The sequence below is a fragment of the Mycobacterium sp. 852013-51886_SCH5428379 genome (assembly GCF_001665575.1).
Classification (GTDB): Bacteria; Actinomycetota; Actinomycetes; order Mycobacteriales; family Mycobacteriaceae; genus Mycobacterium.
The window spans coordinates 369,724-390,774 of record NZ_LZSU01000019.1 but is presented as its reverse complement, the minus strand read 5'-3'; the positions used below and the strand labels follow the sequence as shown (position 1 = coordinate 390,774).

Genomic DNA, 21,051 nt, shown 5'->3' with positions numbered 1-21,051 from the left:
GGGGTGCCCTGCCAGTGCTAGCAAGAGTCTGGCCTGGATAGGGCGGGTCGACGCCGCCAGCATGGCAGCATGAGCGTGCACCCGAACGACGATCAACGCGGTGAAATCTCAACGACACTCAATGAGTCGTTCCTTCAGAACCCCCATGTGGTTTATGCCGAGCTGCGGCGACGGGGTCCGGTGCACCGGGTGCGCATGTGGGGCGGCGTGAATGTCTGGATGGTCACGCGTTACGACGAGGCCCGACAGCTGCTCGCCGATCCCCGGTTGAAGAAGCACGGCCCGACCGCCGGCAGTCTCTTCCCACCGGGCAACGCGTCCACCATCGGCACAGTGCTGGGCGACAACATGTTGTTTCGGGACCCGCCGGACCACACGCGCTTACGCCGGCTCGTGACTGCGGCGTTCACGGCACGTGCGGTGGCGGGGTTGCGTCCAGCCATCGTCGACATCGCCGACGACCTGCTCACCGAGATGAGCCACCAGGCGCCGGGCCGTGTCGATCTGATGCAGACGTTGGCCCTGCCGCTGCCCATCCGCGTGATCGGTGAATTGCTCGGTGTCCCAACGGCGGTGCGAGGCCGGTTCGCTTCGCTCGTGATGCCGGTTTTCAATACCAGCGTGCCGGACGAGGTGCATCGCGCGCGGGCGGAGCTGACGCAGCTTCTGCAGACCATCGTCGCTGCCAAGCGGGAACAGCCGGCGCGCGATGTGCTCGGTCACCTCGTGCACCTGCGCGACGACGGTGATCGTCTGAGCGAGGACGAGTTATTGGGGACGGCTTTCCTGTTGATCGTGGCCGGCTATGAGACGACGGTGAACCTGATCGCCAACGGGGTACTGGCACTGCTGCGGCACCCAGCCCAGCTGGCGGCGGTGCGGGCCCACAGATCGTTGTTGCCGGCCGCGGTCGAAGAGACGCTGCGTTTCGAAAGCCCGCTCAATACTGCGACCGTCCGGTTCACCGGCGAGCCGGTCAGCGTCGGTGATATCGAGATCCCGGCGGGAGAACTGGTGATGATCGCCCTCCTGGGTGCCAACCGCGACGAACGCCAGTTTCCCGACGCCGACACCTTCGACATCGGCCGCACGGACAACCGTCATCTCGCGTTCGGCCATGGCATTCACCACTGCATCGGGGCGCCCCTGGCCCGGATGGAGGCCGAGATCGCGCTGGACCGGCTGCTGTCGCGGTTCCACCACGTCGAACTGGCCGAGGACGAACCGCTGAAGTACCGCTCGAGCACGCTGATGCGGGGTCTGCTGAGACTGCCTGTGCACATCGGCGGCTCGGCGTCTGGGGGATCCACCGGGTAATAGCGCATCGCGGCGGAGGCAGTCGCCGATCGCTCCGCCGCGGACCGGCGTCCGCGTGCGCACAAAGTACCGCCGAGGGCACAGGAGGCGCTTGCAGCGACGTCCTGCTCGTCGGCGTGGGATCGCCACACCGGGCCCGAGCGGCTGCATGCTCGGTGGGTGTCGAAGCGCGCCGAGTACATGTACGCGCTCTACTCCGGGTCGCTGGCTGAACCCGGCGACAGCAACCCGTACGCCGGCGGCGACTCGCTGGTGCTGCCGCAGCTATGGATGCGCGGCTACCTGCGGATGCTGCGGGTACGGATCGAGACCGGGCCCGCGATGCAGACGTACCGCAGCGCGCGTGCCGCAGAGGGAGACTCGCCGGAATGAAGTCGACGGCGGAGACGACGAAGGCCCGGTAGAAACCGGGCCTGACCTCGCAAAACTGTGGTGCGCGATACTGGGATTGAACCAGTGACCTCTTCCGTGTCAGGGAAGCGCTCTCCCGCTGAGCTAATCGCGCCGGGAAACTGCGGATGGAGGTGGAGACGGGAATCGAACCCGTGTGCACGGCTTTGCAGGCCGTTGCCTCACCACTCGGCCACTCCACCGCTGGGGTTGATGCATGACTGCACCTCGAGCGGATGACGGGATTCGAACCCGCGACCCTCACCTTGGCAAGGTGATGCGCTACCAACTGCGCTACATCCGCGTGCTACGGGCGAGATCGTCGTCCGTCGCGATGCAGAACATTAGTGCACGAACCACGAGCCACACAAATCCCCTGGAGCGTAGGCGCGTCGTCGCATTTCAGCCGCCTGCGCGCGGCGGTTCGCCGACCGCACGAACGGGGGATTGAGGGCCGTCAGCGGCTGCGTGATAATCTTCGTCCTCGTTCGGCCCTTCTCGCAGGGCCGGTTCCCATCAGGTCCCGTAGCTCAGTGGGAGAGCGTCCGCCTCACACGCGGAAGGTCGCTGGTTCGAAACCAGCCGGGACCACCACAACGCCGGAATCTGCGGCAGCTCCGGACACCGGTCGTCGACTTTCCAAGGCAATCGTCAGGTACGAAAGCCCCGTCATTTCCGCCGCTTTGGCGAGCGGCGACCTGTCAGAGCCGCCGCATCCACCTCACCGAGGCCGCGCCACGATCACCGGGATTCGCGCTGCCTGCACCACAGCGGTGCTCACCGAACCCAGCAGGGCACTGGCCACCGCGCCGTGTCCGCGGCTGCCGACGATCAGCAGCTGAGCTGAACTGGAATGGTTGACCAGCCGCTGTGCCGGCAGATCGGGGACGACGATCCGCTGCACGGCGACGCCCGGGAACCGTTCCTGCCAGCGGGCCAGCTGTTCGGCGACTTCGCGCTCCACATCGGGCTGGACTTCCTCCCACACCGCGCCGGGGAAGTCGTACGCCCCCGACGACCACCACGCGTGCAGGGCGATGAGCTCCACCCCGCGTCGCGAGGCCTCTTCGAAGGCCAGCGCGGTGGCGGCCTGGCCTGCCTCCGACCCGTCGAATCCCAGCAGGACCGGCGCCGTGGGCGCGGGTGGCGCCGCATCCTCCTCATCGTGGATCACCGCTACAGGGCATTGGGCGCGGTGCACCAGCCCGGTGCTGACCGAGCCGAGGACGGTGCGGCTGAGCGCACCGCGACCGCGGCTACCGACAACCACCATCTGCGCCCGCGCGGACCGCTCGACGAGGGTGGCGATGGGCGCCGCGACGAAGAACTCGGTGGATATCTCCACCGCCCCGTCGGTGGCGTTTCTGGCGATCTTCTCGGCGTCCGCCAAGATTTCGCGGCCGATGGCCTGTTGCCAGTCCACGAGACCCGCCGGCGCCGGGACGGCCGACCACGCGACGGGGATCGGATTCACCGCGTACACGATGACCAAACGGCACTGGCGCAACACCGCCTCGGCCGCCGCCCACTGCAGCGCGGGTTCAGATGCCGGCGAATCATCCACGCCCACGATGATTTCGGCGGTCAGGTCAGTGTCAGACATCGTTGTCTCCCTCGTCGCTCACATCTGGCTGCGATCGTCACCAACGATACGTTCGCTGCGTGACGGCCGGTAGGGACCAACGGCCCTCATACCGCAAGACAGCAGATCTGCTGCGCGTCGGCCACCGAGTCGGCCAGCGGGCGACCCGTGTCGACACGATGGGCCTCCGGCCACGTGGGCGCGGTGATCTCGGCCGCGATCTGCGGGGTCGCGTCCGACGCCGTCTCGCCCCTGTCCTCGATGCGCTTCTGTGCCGCGGCAAGACTTGTGGTGCAGGACAATTCGACGAAGGCCGCCGCGTTGCGCTCTGCTGCAGCGCGTGCCGCGGCACGGTGCGAAGCTTCGCGCCACGTGCCGTCGAGGATGACCGACACCCCGTTGGCGAGCAGCGAGGCCGCGCGGCGCAGCATCGTCTTGTACACCAACTCCACCGTCTGCGGTGCGTAAAGACCGGCGTTCAACGCGCCGACATCCCCATCGATGACGCCGTCGGCCTGCAGTTCCCGGCGAACGACGTCAGTCGAGAGCACCTGTGCCGGAAGCGATTCCCCGAGCGCGGTGGCCAGCGTGGTCTTACCGGTCCCTGGCCCGCCGCCGACGATCACCAGCCGCACCGTCGCCGCCCTGAGATGGTTGACGGCGAGTTTCAGATGCCATCGGGCGTCTGCGGCCGACGCGTCGTGTCCCTGGCCGACCCGGATGCAGTCCACCTTCGCCCTCACCACGGCGCGATACGCGATGTAGAAATCGATCAACGAGCGCGGCACCGTGTCGCCCGCCAGCTCCCGGTACCGATCCAAAAACACCTCTGCGAGATCCTGTCGCCCCAGGAACTCCAGATCCATCGCCAGGAAGGCGGCGTCGTCGATGCCGTCGACGAACCGCAGCTGATCGTCGAACTCCAAGCAGTCCAACGGAACCGGACCCTCCGGTGCGCAGAAGACGTCGTCGGTCGACAGGTCGCCGTGTCCATCGACGATGCGGGAGGCGGCGATCCGGCCGGCGAACAGCGCAGCCCGACCGTCGAGATACCGCGTGACCAGCCGCCGAACCTCGCCCACCAATTGTTGCGGCAGCACGGTGCCGGTGGAGCGGTCGAGTTCGTCGAGGTTCTCGTACCACCGATCCTCGACGGCAGAGACCGTCGCGCACGCATCGATCTCCGCGGACCGGTGTGACTCGGAATGGAACGTCGCCAGCATGCCGGCCAGTGCTGTCAGCTGGTCGGTGACGGGCTCACCGCGCAGGATCATCGAGCGCAGCCGACAGGTGTCGGGATAGCGCCGCATCACCACCACCGGTTCGGGCCCCTCCTGGCCAGGGCTGTGCACATGGCCGACACCGAGATAGCCACCCGGCGCCAGGCGGCTGTTCAGCTCGACCTCGCGGGCGCAGACCCGCTCGCGACTGTCGAGGGAACTGAAGTCCAGGAAGTCGGTGACGACGGGTTTCTTCACCTTGTAAGCCCGGTCACCGAACATGAACACCACGCCGGTATGGGTCTCGTGCACTTCGGCGGCGGTGTTCCAGACTGTCGTCATACACCAAATTCTGCTCCCTGGGAGCATGTCCCGGCACAGGGCCGAAAGTCCCCTGGCGGCGTGCTGTGACAAAGGACCCTTGCCACGGCACGGTCCCGTTATGACGATGGGGTGAGGAGGACCATCGATGATCTCAATGCCGCCGCTCGACACGATCGAGAACGCCGTCGCCTTGGCATGCCGGGCGCCGTCGGTGCACAACAGCCAGCCGTGGCGCTGGATCGCCGACGGTTCAGCACTGCACCTGTTCCTGGACGCGGACCGGGTGGTGACGACCGACCGTTCCGGCCGTGAGGCCCTGCTGAGCTGTGGCGCCGCGCTGGACCACCTGCGAGTGGCCATGGCGGCGAGCGGATGGATCGCCGACGTCGACCGCTATCCGGATACCGCCGACCGCCGGCATATCGCCGCCATCACCTTCTCGCCGATGCCGGAGGTGACCGACGGACACCGCGCCCGGGCCGAGGCGATCCGCCGCCGCCACACCGATCGGCTCCCGTTCGAGGCGCCGCCGGAGTGGGCGTCGTTGGAGGCGCTGCTACGCGGCGCGGTCGACGAATCGGTGGCGATCGTCGACGTCGTACGCGACGACGTCCGTCCCCAGCTGGCCGAAGCCTCCGAACTCAACGAGGCGCTGCGGTATTGCGATTCGGAGTATCACGCGGAATTGACCTGGTGGAGCAAGCTATTCGCCGTATCCGACGGTATCCCGGGGGACGCGTTGGTGTCGGCGGCCGAACGGGACCGCGTGGACATCGGCCGCGCGTTCCCGGACAACCGTCGCCTGACGGAGCGGCGGCGCAGCATTCCGCAGGACAGATCGAAGATCCTTGTGGTCTCCGCGCACGACACCACCGGCAGCGGCGTCCTCGGGTGCGGCGAAACCCTGTCGCAGGTTCTCCTCGAGGCGACGGCGGCCGGGCTGGCGACGTGCACCCTGAGTCACCTGACCGAACTCACCACCGTTGCGCAGCTCCTGTCGTCGCTGATCGGGCGCGATCATCCCCAGCTGGTGATCCGCGTGGGCCTGGCCCCGTCGCTCGAGGACGCGCCGCTGCCGACGCCGCGGCGTCCGGTCGGCGAGGTCCTCGAGGTACGGGCGTGACGGACACCGCGGAGTCCATACTGTCCCCATGGTCACGGTGTTCCTGGTCGACGATCACGAGGTGGTGCGCCGCGGGTTGATCGACCTGCTCAGCGGCGATCCCGAGCTCGACGTGATCGGCGAGGCCGGCTCGGTGTCGGAGGCGCTGGCGAGGATCCCGGCGCTGCAGCCGCAGGTCGCCGTGCTCGACGTGCGCCTCCCGGACGGCAACGGCATCGAACTCTGTCGCGAGCTGCTGTCCCGCCTGCCCGATCTGCGGTGCCTGATGCTGACGTCGTTCACCTCGGACGAAGCCATGCTCGACGCCATCCTCGCCGGAGCCAGCGGCTACGTCGTCAAGGACATCAAGGGGATGGAACTCGCCAAGGCGATCAAGGACGTCGGAGCGGGCCGATCGCTTCTCGACAACCGGGCCGCCGCCGCGCTCATGGCCAAATTGCGGGGCGCCGAACGGGCCGACCCGCTGTCCGGGCTCAGCGATCAGGAGCGGGTGCTGCTCGGCCTGCTAGGGGAGGGCCTGACGAACAAGCAGATCGCCGCCCGCATGTTCCTCGCCGAGAAGACGATCAAGAACTACGTGTCCCGCCTGCTGGCCAAGCTCGGCATGGAGCGGCGCACGCAGGCGGCGGTGTTCGTGTCCAAGCTCAACCAGCAGAAGGCGCCGTGACCGGGGCCGGCCCGGAGGATCGTACCGTTCGTCCGATTCGCGACACGCTGTCCCAATTGCGGTTGCGCGAACTGCTCACCGAGGTGCGCGACCGCGTCGAGGAGATCGTCGAGGGCGGTGACCGGCTCGACGGGCTGGTCGACGCGATGCTGACCGTCACGTCGGATCTCGATCTCGACGCCACGCTGCGCTCCATCGTCCACACCGCGATCGACTTGATCGACGCGCGCTACGGCGCCCTCGGTGTCCGCGGCCACGGCCACGAACTCGTCGAGTTCGTCTACGAGGGCATCGACGAGGCCACCCGTGAGCGGATCGGTCCGCTGCCGCAGGGGCTCGGGGTCCTGGGCGTGCTCATCGACGACCCGCAGCCCATCCGGCTGGAGAACATCGCGGATCACGCTGCGTCGGTGGGCTTCCCGCCGCACCACCCGCCCATGCGGACCTTTCTCGGCGTGCCGATCCGGATCCGCGACGAGGTATTCGGCAATCTGTATCTGGCCGAGAAGAATTCCGGGCAGCCGTTCAGCGAGGACGACGAGGTGCTCATCCAGGCGCTGGCCGCCGCGGCGGGCATCGCGATCGACAATGCCCGGTTGTTCGAGCAGTCCCGCACCCGGCAGGCGTGGATCGAGGCGACCCGCGACATCGCCACCGAACTGCTCGGCGGTGCAGACCCGGCCCGGGTGTACGGGCTGCTCGCCGAGGAGTCCCTGAAGCTGACCGCGGCCGACGTGTCGTTCGTCGCCGTGCCGGCGAACGCGGACGGCGACGAACCGGCGGGGGAGATCGACGAACTCCTCATCGTCGAGGCCGCGGGTGCCCCACACGGCGACCCGTCGGCGACCGCGCCGATTGCCGTGATGAACAACGTTGTGGGGGAGGTGTTCTCGAGGCGACGACCGGTGCTATGCGATGCTCTCGACGTGCAGACAGGGATGCTGGACGACGCCGGTCCGGCCCTGCTTCTGCCGATGCGCACCACCGAGAGCGTCGTCGGGGTGGTGGTGCTGTTGCGGCGACGCGGCAGTCACGCCTTCACGCCCGAACAGATGGAGACCATGGCCGCCTTCGTCGATTCAGCGGCCTTGGCGTGGCAGGCCGCGGTGGCCCAGCGCCGGCTCCGCGAACTCGACGTGCTGACCGACCGCGATCGCATCGCCCGTGACCTCCACGATCACGTCATCCAGCGCCTGTTCGCGGTCGGCTTGACCCTGCAGGGCACGATCCCGCGGACCCGTGAGCCCGAAGCGCAGCGCCGCCTGAACGATTGCGTCGACGATCTGCAGAACGTCATCCAGGAGATCCGCAGCGCGATCTTCGATCTGCAGGGTGGGGCGCCGGGCACGACCCGGTTGCGTCAACGCCTCGACGAGGTGGTGGCGTCCTTCGCACGTACGGATCTGCGCACGACGGTCCAGTACGTCGGGCCCCTCTCGGTGGTCGACGCCCGCCTCGCCGACCACGCCGAGGCGGTGGTGTCCGAGGCGGTCAGTAACGCGGTCCGGCACTCTCGCGCAACGGAACTGAGGGTGCTGGTGTCCGTGGACGACGATCTGACCATCGACGTGACCGACAACGGCGTCGGCGTCGGCGTCGGCGTCGCCGACAACGTCACCGAGAGCGGACTGCGCAATCTGCGCAGCCGCGCGGAGGACTGCGGCGGTCACCTCACGATCGCCGCCGCCGACTCCGGCGGCACGTGTCTGCGGTGGACCGCGCCGTTGCCCTGAGGGCGCTGTCAGGGCTGTCGCGCGACGATGACCGGCATGCGCGCCGACTGCACCAGTGCGGAACTGACCGAGCCCAACAGCATTCCGGCGAAACCACCCCGGCCGTGGCTGCCGACCACCGTGAGCTGCGCTCGCTCCGACTGGGCCAGCAGCGCCTCGGCGGGATGGTCGCGAACCAGCAGACGCTGCACCGACACATCGGGGTAGCGCTCCTGCCAGCCGGCAAGACGTTCGGCCAGCACCTCGGCCACCGCCTCCGGCGGGTCAGCGCCCTCGTCGGCGCCCGGCAGGTTCCAGGCGTGCACCGCAACGAGTTCGACCTCGCGGCGCGACGCCTCGTCGAACGCGATCTCCACGGCCCGTTCGGACGCGGGTGAGCCGTCGATGCCGACCACCACCGGCGCACGATCCGGTTGCGGCATCAGCGGATCCTCGTCGTGGATCACCGCCACCGGACAGTGTGCGTGGTGCACGACGCCGGAGCTGACGGAGCCCAGAAGCGCGCGGCCCACCTTGCCCAAACCGCGGTTGCCCACGGCGACCAGCTGCGCCTCCTTCGACAGATCGACCAGAGCCGCAACGGCGTTGCCCTCGACCACCCGGGTGGAGACGGTGATGTGATGCGCCGCGGTGGCCTCGCGGGCGAGTTCGGTGGCGTCCTGCAGGATCGTTCGGCTGTCGCGTTCGGCCGCGTGCCAGAAGTCCGCCGGAATCGGTATGTCCAGCCACATCCGCGCATCGGCATCGGGCATGACGTACACCAGCGTCAGCGGTACCCCGTGCAGCGCGGCATCCCGTGCGGCCCAGTCCACGGCCACCCTCGCCGGCGGTGAGCCGTCGACGCCGACGACGATCCCGAGGGGCTTTGTCTGCGTACTCATCTTGAGTCCTTTCGTGGAGTCAGTTGCTCAGCCGAACGGTGTTCCGTCCAGCCAGGACACCACCTCGTCGAGCGGACGCCGCGGTGTCGCCGGTAACGGGTCTGCGTTGACCGGGGCCCAACCGATCCGGAGCAGCATCTGGGGGACGGCGCTCGCGCCGAAGACGTCGGTCTGCACAGCGTCGCGGGTGCTGGGGATCTCGAGCGGCTCGGTGACCGGGCAACTCGCCAGACCGAGCGCGGTCGCGGTGAGCATCATCAGGCTGCTGGCCTCGCCCGCACGCAGCCGCGCCACCGTGTCGTCGGTGGCGGTGCCCAGGGCCAGCAGCACGGCATTGTCGTCGGCAGGTTCGGTCCCGGGGGGTTGGCTCAGGGCCGCTCCGGCGAACAGCCGGGCGGGGACCGGGGCGGACGAGACCGCGGCCGGGGTGTTGCGCGCCGGCACCCCGGCCGTCGACGCGTGTCTGCCGCTCCATACCGAAAGCTCCTGCAGGTACTCCCGGTCGGAGGCGTGCGCCCGGACCGCCTGCGTGACGATCGCGCGGAAGTGCGGTGTCGCCTCGACCCGGCGCATCGTGACACCGGCCCGCGCCGCGCGGGCGCCCATCAGGGCGACGTCACCGGCGGCCACCGGCCAGGCGCTGTACAACCGCCGGTCGGTACGCCGCCGCGGGATCGCCGCGGCGAGGGTGATGTCGGTGTGCTCGGGTGTCTGCCGGTGTAGTTCCAGGGACGCCAGATGTCGCGGCTCGGCGGGGTTCGGCAGGCGGTGGACCACCGAGCGCCATCCGAGTGCGGTCAGCGCGACCACGCAGTGGTTCAGGGCGGCGCCACAGCTGACGACGAGTTCCCGCGCGTCGGGGTCGGCGTGTTCGAGTCGCAGCGACCGCTCGGCGTAGAGGTGCAGGCTCTGTTCGCCCACCCGCCACCGCCACGGCTGCGAGTTGTGCACCGACGGTGCGCGCAGTGCCAGCGTCAGCGCGGCCCGGACCGTCTCGATGTCGGGACCCTGTGCGTTCACGTCGTCGCCACCTTTCTTCGTGGTGATTCCAGCCTGCCGCGCCGGGCCGGGCCGCCGGTAGAGCAAGAAGTCCCGAAGTCGGCCCCCGCGTGCACTGTCCCGATGGGCGGGACGGTACGAGGGTTTCGGCCCATGGCGATGTCACTGTTTTCGCTCGGACCACCGCGATGTCGCCGTGGTCCCGATTGACGGAGGTGACGATGCGGCGAACGGACCTGGACCGTCCGCTCGAGGCGGTCGGCGGCCTGTTCGGGATGACCGTCGACGCCGTGCGTTTCGCTTTCCGCCGCCCGTTTCAGGGCCGCGAGTTCCTCGAGCAGTCGTGGTTCGTCGCGCGGGTGGCGCTGGCCCCGACGCTGTTGGTGGCCATCCCGTTCACGGTGCTGGTGAGCTTCACCCTCAACATCCTCCTTCGTGAGCTCGGCGCCGCCGATCTGTCCGGTGCCGGTGCGGCGTTCGGCGCGGTCACGCAGGTGGGGCCGCTGGTCACCGTGCTCATCGTCGCCGGCGCAGGCGCCACCGCGATGTGCGCCGACCTCGGATCTCGCACCATCCGCGAGGAGATCGAGGCCATGGAGGTGCTGGGCATCAATCCGATCCAGCGCCTGGTCACCCCGCGGATGCTCGCCTCCGGGCTGGTCGCGCTGCTGCTCAACAGCCTCGTGGTGATCATCGGCATCCTGGGCGGCTACTTCTTCTCGGTCTTCGTCCAGGACGTCAACCCGGGCGCCTTCGCCGCGGGAATCACTCTGTTGACCGGGGTGCCCGAGGTGATCATCTCCTGCGTCAAGGCCGCCCTGTTCGGCCTCATCGCGGGGCTGGTGGCCTGCTACCGCGGACTGATGATCTCCGGCGGCGGCGCCAAGGCGGTCGGTAACGCGGTGAACGAGACGGTGGTGTACGCCTTCATGGCCTTGTTCGTGATCAACGTGGTGGTGACCGCGATCGGCATCCGGATGACGACGGGTTAGCCGTGGGCGCACTCACCACGATCGGTACCGCCTATCCGCGCGTCGTCACGCAGATCAAGAAGCCGGCCACCTCCCTGGCGCGCCTCGGCGACCACGTCGCCTTCTACGGTCGCGCGCTGGCGGGGACTCCGCACGCCGCGATGCACTACCGCAAGGAGATCATCCGGCTGATCGCCGAAATCAGCATGGGCGCAGGGACTCTGGCGATGATCGGTGGCACCGTCGTCATCGTCGGCTTCCTCACCATGGCTGCCGGCGGTACCCTTGCCGTGCAGGGCTACAGCTCGCTGGGCAACATCGGCATCGAGGCGCTCACCGGCTTCCTCGCCGCATTCATCAACGTGCGCATCTCCGCACCTGTGGTCGCCGGTATCGGCCTGGCCGCCACCTTCGGCGCCGGGGTCACCGCCCAGTTGGGCGCCATGCGCATCAACGAGGAGATCGACGCGCTGGAGACCATGGGCATCCGCCCGGTCGAATACCTCGTCAGCACCCGGATCCTGGCCGGGATGGTGGCCATCACACCGCTGTACTCGATCGCGGTGCTGCTGTCCTTCGGCGCCAGCCAACTGACCACCGTGGTCCTCTTCGGTCAATCCGCCGGTCTCTACGATCACTACTTCAACACCTTCCTGAACCCGATCGACCTGCTGTGGTCGTTCCTGCAGGCCGTGCTCATGGCCCTGATGGTGCTGTTCGTCCACACCTACTTCGGCTTCTTCGCCACCGGCGGACCCGCCGGGGTCGGAGTGGCGGTCGGCAACGCGGTGCGCACGTCACTCGTGGTCGTCGTGGTGGTCACCCTGCTCGTCTCGCTGTCGGTGTACGGCGCCAACGGCAACTTCAACCTGTCGGGATAGGGAAGTCGTGGCAATGAAGTCCGATAGGGCGCGCATCGCGACGGGTGGCGCGGCGGTCGTCTGCATCGCCGCGATCGTGGCGGTCGCGGTCGGCCTGTTCCGCGGCAGTTTCACCGAGAGCGTTCCGGTGACGGTCATCTCGGAACGCGTCGGCCTGGTCATGAACCCCGACGCGAAGGTGAAGTTGCACGGCGCCCAGGTCGGCTCGGTGGCATCGATCGAAGCGCTGTCCGACGGCCGCGCCGCGCTGCACCTCGCCATGGATCCCGGCCATCTCGCGCTGATCCCGTCCAACGTGCTCGTCGACATCGGGTCGACGACGGTGTTCGGCTCCAAGACAGTCGATCTGGTGCCTCCCGCCGATCCCTCGCCGGAACCGCTGCGCGCGGGGCAGGTTCTCACCGTCGGACGGGTGACCGTCGAGATCAACACCGTCTTCGAACAACTCGTCTCGGTGCTGTCGAAGATCGAACCCACGAAACTCAACGAGACCCTCGGCGCACTCTCCAAAGGATTCTCCGGACGCGGCGAACGGTTCGGCCAGACCATGACCGACCTCGATGAACTCCTCACGACACTCGACCCGAGCATGGACGCGCTCCGGCGGGACATCGCGCTGGCCCCGACGGTGCTCGACGCCTACGCCGATGTGGCCCCCGATCTGCTGTCCACCGCGGAGAACGCATCGCTCATCTCCGACACCCTGGTCGAGAAGCAGAACGATCTGGATGCGTTGCTGCTCAGCACGATCGGACTGGCCGACGTCGGCAACGAGGTGATCGCCACAAACCGCCAGTCTTTCACCGAGGTGATGCGGCTGCTGGTGCCGACCACCGATCTGACCAACCAGTACCACCAGGGCCTCAACTGCATGCTGGCCGGGATGGCACCGCTGGCCAAGGGGCCGCCGCCGCCGGTTCCGGGCGTGCTGCTGCTCGACTCCTTCGTGCTGGGTACCGAGCGCTACCGCTATCCGCAGAATCTGCCCAAGGTCGCCGCCCGCGGCGGTCCCCAGTGCGCGGGCCTGCCCGACGTCGGATATGAGAACCGCGCCCCGTTCGTGGTCTCCGACATCGACGCCGACCCCGCCCAGTACGGAAACCAGGGCATCGTGCTCAACTCCGACGGCCTCAAGCAGATGCTGTTCGGGCCCATTGACGGGCCGCCGCGCAACACCGCACAGATCGGCCAGCCCGGATGATGCGGCTCGGACCCACCGCGGTGAAGTTCGCGGCCTTCACCGTCGTGATGACGGTGCTGACCGCTGCGCTGTTCGCCATCTTCGGTCAGTACCGCACCGGTTCGGCCGACGACTACTCGGCAGTGTTCACCGATGTGTCGAGCCTGAAGTCGGGTGACTCCGTTCGGGTCGCCGGCATCCGGGTCGGCACGGTCAAAGCCGTGACGCTGCGACCGGACAACACCGTGCTGGTGCGTTTCGACGCCGACCGTGACGTTGCGCTCACCGGCGGCACCAAGGTGGCGGTGCGCTATCTGAACCTCGTCGGTGACCGCTACCTGGATCTCATCGACGGACCGGGGTCGACGCGGATCCAGCCTCCGGGTTCGCAGATCCCACGCGAACGCACCGAGCCGGCCCTGGACCTCGACCTGCTCCTCGGCGGCCTCAAACCGGTCATTCGCGGCCTCGACCCCGACGACGTCAACGCGTTGACGGGCTCGCTGATCAAGGTGCTGCAGGGCCAGAGCAACGACGTGGAGTCCCTGTTCGCGAAGACGTCGTCGTTCGCGAACTCGATCGCCGACAACGGCGCAACGGTCCGGCAGCTGATCGACAACCTCGACGCCACGCTGGCCACGGTGTCCCGTGACGGTGACCGGTTCTCCGGTACGGTCGAACAGCTTGAAACGTTGATGACCGGACTGGCTCAGGAGCGAGACCCCATCGGCGCCGCCATCGACTCGCTGGATGACGGCACCGCATCGCTGGCTGATCTGCTGACGCAGGCCCGGCCACCGCTGGCCGGGACCGTCGACGAGCTCAATCGGATGGCGCCTCTCCTCGAGAAGGACATCCCGCTGCTCGACGTCTCGTTGCAGAAGGCGCCGGCGAACTACCGGAAGCTGGTGCGCCTGGGCGCGTACGGGAGTTGGCTCAACCAGTACCTCTGCGGGATCAGCCTGCGCGTCACCGACCTTCAGGGGCGCACCGCCTACTTCCCGTGGATCAAACAAGACACCGGAAGGTGCGCCGAGCCGTAATGCTGAAATACCGTGGAGCGCAGCTCATCCGGACGGGGTTCATCGGCCTGGTCCTCATCGTCCTGGTGATCGCCGTCGGTCTGCAGCCGCAGCAGTTGTGGTCGTGGGCGACGTCGGTGAAGTACCAGGCGCTGTTCGCCGAGGCCGGCGGGTTGACCGCGGGCAACGACGTCAAGGTCTCCGGGCTCACTGTCGGGACGGTGTCGGATGTGACCCTGCAGAAGGGCAAGGCCCTGGTGACGTTCTCCGTCGACGGTGCGGTACGCCTCGGCACCGACACCACCGCTCACATCCGCACCGGGACGCTGCTCGGTGAGCGGATGATGACGCTGGAACCCCGGGGCGGTGACGCGTTACGCCCGATGTCGGTCATCCCGTTGTCGAGGACCGCTTCGCCGTATTCGCTGACCGAGGCGGTGAGCGACTTCACCTCCAACACCGCCGATACCGACACCGCAACGCTCAACCAGTCGCTCGACACCCTGGCCGAGACCATCGACCGGTTGGCGCCGCAGCTCGGGCCCACGTTCGACGGGCTGACCCGGCTGTCCCAGTCACTCAACGACCGCGACGAGACCCTCGGAAACCTGTTGGCCGGCGCGGCCGACGTCACCGGAATCCTCTCCGAACGGAGCCAACAGGTGAACACCCTGCTCCTGAGCGCCAACGATCTGCTGGCGGTGCTCGAGCAGCGCCGCTACGCGATCGTCAACCTGCTGGCGAACACCTCGGCGCTGGCGCAGCAGCTCACCGGCCTGGTGAAGGACAACGAAGCCGAACTCGCGCCGACGATGGAGAAACTCAACGCGGTCTCGGAGATGCTCGAACGCAACCGCGACAACATCGCCAAAGCCCTTTCGGGACTGGCGAAATACCAGGTGACCCAGGGTGAGGCCGTCAACAACGGCTTCTACTACAACGCGTTCGTCGGCAACCTCCTGCCGGCGCAGGCGCTGCAGCCCTTCCTCGACTACGCCCTCGGATACCGGCGTGGCGTCAACGCCGGGCAGCCACCGGACAACGCCGGCCCCAGAGCCGAGTTCCCCTTCCCCGTCAACGGCATTCCCGGGGGGTCGCGATGATCAGCCGCACACGTCTGACCAAGGTGCTGGCCGTCGCGTTGGCGGTACTGCTCGTCGGCGGCGTCGCCGTGGTGCTCCGGCAGACCGTTCTCGCGCCCCGGCACCTCACCGCCCACTTCACCTCCGCCACCTCCATCTACCCCGGTGACGAGGTGCGGGTGGCCGGCGTGCAGGTCGGCACGATCGAGTCGATCACCCCGGCGGGGGATCAGGCCGTCTTCGAACTCGCCGTCGACCGCAACGTTCCCATTCCGGCGGACGCGAAGGCGATCATCGTCGCCCAGAACCTGATCTCCGCCCGCTACGTGCAGCTGACCCCGGCCTACGAGGACAGCGGTCCGGTGCTCGCCGACGGCGCCGTCATCGGTATCGACCGCACCGCGGTACCGGTCGAGTGGGATGAGGTCAAAGAGCAGTTGACCCGACTGGCAACAGAACTCGGCCCGACCGGCGACGTGTCCACCACGTCGGTGAGCCGCTTCATCGACAGCGCCGCCAACGCCATGGAGGGCAACGGCGAGAAGCTGCGGGAGACCATCGCGCAGCTGTCGGGGGTGGGGCGCATCCTCGCCGACGGCAGCGGGGACATCGTCGCCGTGATCAAGAACCTCCAGATCTTCGTGTCCGCGTTGCGGGACAGCAACGTCCAGATCGTCCAGTTCCAGGATCGCCTCGCCACGGTGAGCAGTGTTGTCGACGGCAGCCGGGCCGATATGGATTCGGCGCTGACCCACCTGGCCGAGGCGGTCGGAGAGGTGCGCAGATTCGTCGAGGGCAGTCGCAATCAGACCGCCGAACAACTGCAACGCCTCTCCGCCATCACCCAGAACCTCGTGGACAACAAGTCCGACCTGGAGAACGTGCTGCACGTCGCCCCGAACGCGATCGGCAACGGCTACAACATCTACAACCCGGATACCGGCACCATGATCGGCGGGTTCGCGATGGGCAACTTCGCCAATCCGGTCCAATTGATCTGCTCCTCGATCGGTGCGGTCCGCAATGCCACGGCGCCCGAGACGGCGAAGATCTGCGCGGAGTACCTGGGCCCCGCGCTGCGGCTGCTGAACTTCAACTATCTGCCCATGCCGTTCAACGCGTACCTGAAGAAGGCCCCGAGTCCGGGCAATCTCATCTACTCCGATCCCAGCGTGGCGCCCGGAGGAACGGGCGGCAGCCCCGATCAGGTCGAGACGCCGCCCGCGGTGTCGGCGTACACCGGTGCCGGTGACGTCCCACCGCCGCCCGGCTGGGGGACCCCTCCCGGACCGCCAGGGGCATACGCGCCGAACGGATTACCTGCAGGGCCGACGCCGGCGCTGTTCCCCGGTGCGCCCATCCCGGCCGGGCCGCCCATCGCCGGCCCACCGGCGCCGACCAGTTTGACCGACATGCTGCTGCCCGCCGAGGCGCCGCCCGCGCCGGCCGCACCAGCCCAGGAAGGGAATCCGCCGTCGTGACCGGCCGCCGATCCATCACCCGCCTGCTGGCGATCACGTCCTGCGCAGCGGTCGTCGCCAGCGGCTGCGCCTTCGAGGGGTTGAACTCGCTGCCCCTGCCGGGCACGGTGGGCACCGGATCCGGTGCCACCACCTACCACGTCGAGCTGACCAATGTCGGCTCTCTGGAATCGAATTCGCCCGTGATGGTCAACGACGTCGTCGTGGGCGCCGTCGGCCGGATGAAGGTCCGCCAACTGCGCGCGGACGTCGAGATCACCGTCAAACCCGACGTCGTCATCCCCGCCAACGCCGTCGCCACCGTCGGCCAGACCAGCCTGCTGGGCTCCATGCACCTCGCGCTGGATCCGCCCCTGGGCGAGGCGCCGACGGGACGGCTGGCCCCGGGTTCGGTCATCGGCGTGGACAAGTCCTTCACGTATCCGTCCACCGAGCAGACCCTCTCGTCGCTGTCGGTGGTCGTCAACGGCGGCGGGCTGGGACAGGTGGGCGACCTCGTCCGGGAGTTCAACGCCGCGCTCAACGGCCGGGAACCGCAGATCCGGGATCTGCTGATACGGCTCGACGACTTCGTGGGCATGCTCGACGACCAGCGCGACGACATCAACGCCGCGATCGCGGCGATGAATCGGCTCTCGGCGACGTTCGCCAATCAGCGCGGCGTCATCACCTCTGCGCTGCAACGCATTCCACCCGCGCTCGAAGTGCTCAACCGCGAGCGCCCGAAGCTCACCGAGGCACTGGACCGGCTCCGGGTGTTCAGCGACACCGCCACCGGACTGATCAACGACACGCAGGCCGATCTGGTGCGCAACCTCACCAACCTGGAACCCACGCTGAAGGCGCTCGCGGACGTGGGCCCGGACCTGGGCACGGTGGTGTCGTACGCGCCGACGTTCCCCTACACCCAGGGGTTCATCGACCGCGCCATCCGCGGTGACTACATGAACCAGTTCATCATCTTCGACTTCACCATCCCGCGGCTCAAGCGCGGCCTCTTCCTCGGGACCCGGTGGGGCCAGGAGGGTGCGCCCATGGTGCCCGCACCCGGTGATCCCTGGTACCTCAACTACACGCTCGATCCGCTGGGGGCGCCGGTCGCCCCGCCGACCGAGGTGGCGTCCATCCCGCCGCTGGTCGGAAACGCGGACGCCGACACCACGGCCACCAGCGAAGGCGGGAACTGATGCTCACCCGGTTCGTCCGCAGTCAGCTCGTCATCTTCACCATCGCCTCGATCGTCGCGATGGGCGTGATGGCGTTCGGATACCTGCAGGCGCCCCTGCTGTTCGGGATCGGGCGGATGACGGTCACGGTGGAGCTGACCGGTACGGGCGGTCTCTACCGCTTCGCCAATGTGACCTACCGCGGGGTGGAGATCGGCAAGGTCACCGACGTCCGTCCCACCCGTGTGGGTGCGGAGGCGACGCTGTCGCTGGACACCTCGCCGCAGGTACCGGCCGATCTGCACGCGGCCGTGCGCAGCGTGTCCGCGGTAGGCGAACAGTACGTCGACCTCCAACCCCGTTCGGAGAGCGGACCCTTCCTCACCGACGGCGCGGTCATCCCGGCCTCGAGGACGTCGATCCCGCAGGCGGTGGGTCCGATGCTCGACCAGATGAGCGCACTGGTCGACAGCCTGCCCAAAGAGTCCATCGGCAAGCTGCTCGACGAGACGTTCACCGGACTCGACGGCGCCGCATACGATCTCGGATCGCTGGCCGACTCGTCGGCCACGCTGGCCGGAGACATGAACGACGTCGCCGATCCGATGCGCTTACTCATCGACGACAGCGGGCCGCTGTTGGAGGGACAGGTCCAGACCGCGGACCGGCTGCGCGTGTGGGCGCGCAGCCTCGCCGGCGTCACCGGCCAGGTCGCCGACAACGATCCGCAGATCCGAACCCTGCTCGAAACCGGCCCCGCGACGGCTGACGAGGCATCGCGGCTGTTCGACCAGGTGAAGCCGACGATGCCGGTGCTGCTGGCGAACCTGGCCGCCATCGGTCAGGTCGCCGTCACCTATCACGCGTCGATCGAGCAGCTGCTCGTGCTGCTCCCCCCGTACGTCGCCGCCACCCAGACCGTCGGTGTCGCGAAGAACAACCCGACCGGCATGTCGATGGGCGACTTCACGCTCAGCCTGAACGATCCGCCGGCGTGCACCGTCGGGTTCCTACCGCCGTCGTCATGGCGGTCACCCGACGACGAGACCGACATCGACACCCCCGACGGCCTGTACTGCAAACTGCCGCAGGATTCGCCGCTGGCCGTGCGCGGCGCCAGGAACTATCCGTGTATGGAGCAGCCGGGCAAACGCGCCGCGACGGTCGAACAGTGCCGCAGCGACCAGCCTTTCGAACCGCTGGCCATGCGCCAGCACGTGCTCGGCCCGTACCCGATCGATCCGAACCTGATCGCCCAGGGCATCCCGCCGGACGACCGTGTCGACTTTCAGGACCAGATCTTCGGCCCGGCCGCGGGCGCCGCGGGCCCGACGGGCCCGACGATGGCACCCAGCGCGCTGACCCCGGACGCGGCGGGCGGCCCGTCTGTGGCGATCGCGACCTACGATCCGCAGACCGGCCAGTACGCGACGCCCGACGGCAAGGTGTACCGGCAGCCGGATCTGGCCGCCGGAGGTCAGGACAAGACGTGGCAGGACATGTTGCCGACGGGCGGGTGACGCAACGCCCGCGCCGTCAGCTCATTTTGACGAGCTTGAACGGCATGGTGATGAACAGCGGTCGGCTGATCCCGCACGCCCCGCTGGGGCCCGTCGTCTGATCCTCGCCGACCAGCATCGTGGAGTTGCGGTCGACCTGGCCGCCGTCCTCGGTGGTGGGGACGAATCGGAACACCTGTAGGCCGTCGGCTGCGGTGCCGTCCGGGCACGGTTCCCACCGCGGCACAATGTGTTTGACGTACCAGATGCCGCCCTTTTGGTAGATCGGCGCTTCCCAGCCCTGGTCGCTGCGCACGGTCCCGGTGCAGTCGGTGGGGTAGCTGCACTGCGTGTCGATCGTCCACGTGGCCCGCACCACCGCCTCGGGACGAAACACCTCGTTCTTCTTGGCCCATTCGCCGTTCGAGGTGGCGGAGTACGTTCCGTTGAGGCCCCATTCCTCGTCGGAGGCCTGCGCGGACGCGGGGTCCGCGACGATCCCGCCGGCAAGGACGGCGCCGGCCAACGTGAGTACATGCACCAGTCGCATAGCCGCTCCTTCATCGACGCACGGAGGTCGAAGGTAACCGCGTCCACGGCGGGTGGTGCGGTCGACGGGTCACTGAGTGGGACGAAGGCACCAGCTGCGTTCGCCGGGATGTCAGGGTGCGACCGTGCGCAAGTCAGCCATCGCCGGCATCGTTCTCGCGGCCGCTGCGATGACCGTCGCTCCGGCGGCGCAGGCCGAACCGGAGAGTTGTGACGGCCCTGAATGCGTTCCGGGTATCACGCCCAACGTCGTCCTCGGCGCACCGTGCGCCAACACCACGCACTACGTGTTCGGCACCACCGACTGGAACAGGTTGGTGTACTGCGGATCTCCGCGCAGATATGCGCCCCGCTACTTCCGGTCGCCCGTCATGGAGGGCATCCGGGTGGAGAACACCAACTGCACGGGATTCGAGAATGCTGTGGCGCAGGCCCCCGACGGACTCTTTCTCGTCTGCATCTCCTCGAGTGGGGAACCGCTGTGGGTACCCGGGGCCACCGCGTGACCCCGCCCGCGTGGACGGCCGCAGCGCTGTCGGTAGGCGTCCTCGGCGCCGTGTGCCCGGCGCCGGCGGCAGCGCAGGAGCCGGTGGGCCGTCACGTCCGTTACGTCGTCACCGCCGAACAGCCCACGAAAGCCGACATCTACTACCGGGACACCGAGCCGGCGAACTGGGCTGACTACAGCCACAATCCGTACGTCTTCAGCCCGAAGGCCGAGGTCAGCATCGGCCCGGACCAGCCGTGGGTGCTCGACGTCCTCCTCCTCGACCCGGCCCGGTGGGCGATGGTGACGGCCACGAACGGTCAGGCCCAGGACCGCCCGAACTTCCGGTGCGAGCTGACCGTCGACGGTGAGGTCGTCGCCGAACATCAGGGTCCGAAGGGTGCGCTGTGTTCACTGCGGCACTGGTGACCGCTGAGCGGGACGGCCGCCGGGGCGCGCGGTGGCCCACGGTTACCGTGCCTTCCAACGGCAGGTCA

Annotated in this window: 20 protein-coding genes and 4 tRNA genes; 16 read left to right on the top strand and 8 right to left on the bottom strand. The window is 68.2% G+C overall.

Going from position 1 to position 21,051, the window contains the following annotated elements:
- Window positions 1-69: 69 nt before the first annotated feature.
- The gene (locus tag A5757_RS09260) at window positions 70-1,317 is read left to right on the top strand and encodes a cytochrome P450 (RefSeq protein WP_066831727.1); all 1,248 of its coding nucleotides are present in this window, start codon (window positions 70-72) and stop codon (window positions 1,315-1,317) included.
- Window positions 1,318-1,476: 159 nt separating this feature from the next.
- Window positions 1,477-1,689 (top strand): hypothetical protein, encoded by a 213-nt coding sequence (locus tag A5757_RS09255; RefSeq protein WP_066831723.1) that lies wholly within the window; start codon window positions 1,477-1,479, stop codon window positions 1,687-1,689.
- Window positions 1,690-1,747: 58 nt separating this feature from the next.
- Here A5757_RS09255 and A5757_RS09250 read toward each other — a convergent pair.
- The 3 genes from A5757_RS09250 to A5757_RS09240 all read right to left on the bottom strand — a co-directional run bounded on the left by A5757_RS09250 (window position 1,748) and on the right by A5757_RS09240 (window position 2,011).
- A tRNA-Val gene (locus A5757_RS09250) sits at window positions 1,748-1,822 on the bottom strand.
- A gap of 14 nt (window positions 1,823-1,836) precedes the next feature.
- A tRNA-Cys gene (locus A5757_RS09245) sits at window positions 1,837-1,910 on the bottom strand.
- Between the two features lie 28 nt (window positions 1,911-1,938).
- Window positions 1,939-2,011, bottom strand: a tRNA-Gly gene (locus A5757_RS09240).
- Between the two features lie 215 nt (window positions 2,012-2,226).
- Here A5757_RS09240 and A5757_RS09235 point away from each other — a divergent pair.
- Window positions 2,227-2,301: transfer RNA gene (locus tag A5757_RS09235), tRNA-Val, on the top strand.
- A gap of 127 nt (window positions 2,302-2,428) precedes the next feature.
- Here A5757_RS09235 and A5757_RS09230 read toward each other — a convergent pair.
- Complete coding sequence (locus A5757_RS09230; RefSeq protein ID WP_066831718.1) at window positions 2,429-3,310, bottom strand: universal stress protein; 882 nt, start codon at window positions 3,308-3,310, stop codon at window positions 2,429-2,431.
- Between the two features lie 86 nt (window positions 3,311-3,396).
- Window positions 3,397-4,851: an AAA family ATPase gene (locus A5757_RS09225; RefSeq protein WP_231983924.1), complete on the bottom strand. Its 1,455-nt coding sequence runs from the start codon at window positions 4,849-4,851 to the stop codon at window positions 3,397-3,399.
- Window positions 4,852-4,978: 127 nt separating this feature from the next.
- On the opposite strand from A5757_RS09225, the gene A5757_RS09220 reads away from it, so the two are divergent.
- From A5757_RS09220 to A5757_RS09210, 3 genes are read left to right on the top strand one after another with little or no spacing between them, the layout of a single operon-like run.
- Window positions 4,979-5,956, top strand: coding sequence for an NAD(P)H nitroreductase (locus tag A5757_RS09220; protein ID WP_066831714.1), 978 nt, complete (start codon window positions 4,979-4,981; stop codon window positions 5,954-5,956).
- A gap of 28 nt (window positions 5,957-5,984) precedes the next feature.
- The gene (locus A5757_RS09215; protein WP_066831712.1) at window positions 5,985-6,623 is read left to right on the top strand and encodes a response regulator transcription factor; all 639 of its coding nucleotides are present in this window, start codon (window positions 5,985-5,987) and stop codon (window positions 6,621-6,623) included.
- The gene (locus tag A5757_RS09210; RefSeq protein ID WP_066831709.1) at window positions 6,620-8,356 is read left to right on the top strand and encodes a GAF domain-containing sensor histidine kinase; all 1,737 of its coding nucleotides are present in this window, start codon (window positions 6,620-6,622) and stop codon (window positions 8,354-8,356) included. Before A5757_RS09215 ends, A5757_RS09210 begins: the two co-directional genes overlap by 4 nt.
- Before the next feature lie 8 nt (window positions 8,357-8,364).
- Here A5757_RS09210 and A5757_RS09205 read toward each other — a convergent pair whose 3' ends face one another.
- Complete coding sequence (locus tag A5757_RS09205) at window positions 8,365-9,237, bottom strand: universal stress protein (RefSeq protein WP_066831706.1); 873 nt, start codon at window positions 9,235-9,237, stop codon at window positions 8,365-8,367.
- Window positions 9,238-9,264: 27 nt separating this feature from the next.
- The gene (locus A5757_RS09200; protein ID WP_066832330.1) at window positions 9,265-10,257 is read right to left on the bottom strand and encodes a nitroreductase family protein; all 993 of its coding nucleotides are present in this window, start codon (window positions 10,255-10,257) and stop codon (window positions 9,265-9,267) included.
- A gap of 200 nt (window positions 10,258-10,457) precedes the next feature.
- Between A5757_RS09200 and A5757_RS09195 the strand changes: the two genes are divergently transcribed.
- From A5757_RS09195 to A5757_RS09160, 8 genes are read left to right on the top strand one after another with little or no spacing between them, the layout of a single operon-like run.
- On the top strand, window positions 10,458-11,228 hold the full coding sequence (locus tag A5757_RS09195; RefSeq protein WP_066832327.1) for an ABC transporter permease: 771 nt from the start codon (window positions 10,458-10,460) through the stop codon (window positions 11,226-11,228).
- Between the two features lie 20 nt (window positions 11,229-11,248).
- Window positions 11,249-12,088 carry an MlaE family ABC transporter permease gene (locus tag A5757_RS09190; protein WP_369815928.1) on the top strand — a complete coding sequence of 280 codons (840 nt, stop codon included), beginning with the start codon at window positions 11,249-11,251 and terminating at the stop codon, window positions 12,086-12,088.
- A 13-nt stretch (window positions 12,089-12,101) separates the two neighbouring features.
- On the top strand, window positions 12,102-13,289 hold the full coding sequence (locus tag A5757_RS09185; protein ID WP_066831702.1) for an MCE family protein: 1,188 nt from the start codon (window positions 12,102-12,104) through the stop codon (window positions 13,287-13,289).
- On the top strand, window positions 13,286-14,311 hold the full coding sequence (locus A5757_RS09180; protein WP_066831699.1) for an MCE family protein: 1,026 nt from the start codon (window positions 13,286-13,288) through the stop codon (window positions 14,309-14,311). The genes A5757_RS09185 and A5757_RS09180 overlap by 4 nt, the downstream gene beginning before the upstream one ends.
- Window positions 14,311-15,393 carry an MCE family protein gene (locus A5757_RS09175; protein WP_066831695.1) on the top strand — a complete coding sequence of 361 codons (1,083 nt, stop codon included), beginning with the start codon at window positions 14,311-14,313 and terminating at the stop codon, window positions 15,391-15,393. The genes A5757_RS09180 and A5757_RS09175 overlap by 1 nt, the downstream gene beginning before the upstream one ends.
- Window positions 15,390-16,853: an MCE family protein gene (locus A5757_RS09170; RefSeq protein WP_066831693.1), complete on the top strand. Its 1,464-nt coding sequence runs from the start codon at window positions 15,390-15,392 to the stop codon at window positions 16,851-16,853. Before A5757_RS09175 ends, A5757_RS09170 begins: the two co-directional genes overlap by 4 nt.
- Complete coding sequence (locus A5757_RS09165) at window positions 16,850-18,040, top strand: MCE family protein (protein WP_066831691.1); 1,191 nt, start codon at window positions 16,850-16,852, stop codon at window positions 18,038-18,040. Before A5757_RS09170 ends, A5757_RS09165 begins: the two co-directional genes overlap by 4 nt.
- Window positions 18,040-19,539, top strand: coding sequence for an MCE family protein (locus A5757_RS09160; RefSeq protein ID WP_066831688.1), 1,500 nt, complete (start codon window positions 18,040-18,042; stop codon window positions 19,537-19,539). Before A5757_RS09165 ends, A5757_RS09160 begins: the two co-directional genes overlap by 1 nt.
- A 16-nt stretch (window positions 19,540-19,555) precedes the next feature.
- Here the strand turns inward: A5757_RS09160 and A5757_RS09155 are convergent, their stop codons facing one another.
- Complete coding sequence (locus tag A5757_RS09155) at window positions 19,556-20,068, bottom strand: hypothetical protein (RefSeq protein WP_066831681.1); 513 nt, start codon at window positions 20,066-20,068, stop codon at window positions 19,556-19,558.
- Window positions 20,069-20,237: 169 nt separating this feature from the next.
- On the opposite strand from A5757_RS09155, the gene A5757_RS09150 reads away from it, so the two are divergent.
- Window positions 20,238-20,573: a hypothetical protein gene (locus tag A5757_RS09150; protein WP_066832324.1), complete on the top strand. Its 336-nt coding sequence runs from the start codon at window positions 20,238-20,240 to the stop codon at window positions 20,571-20,573.
- Entirely contained in the window at window positions 20,570-20,983 is a 414-nt protein-coding gene (locus A5757_RS09145) for a hypothetical protein (protein ID WP_066832321.1), read from the top strand. The genes A5757_RS09150 and A5757_RS09145 overlap by 4 nt, the downstream gene beginning before the upstream one ends.
- Window positions 20,984-21,051: the final 68 nt, after the last annotated feature.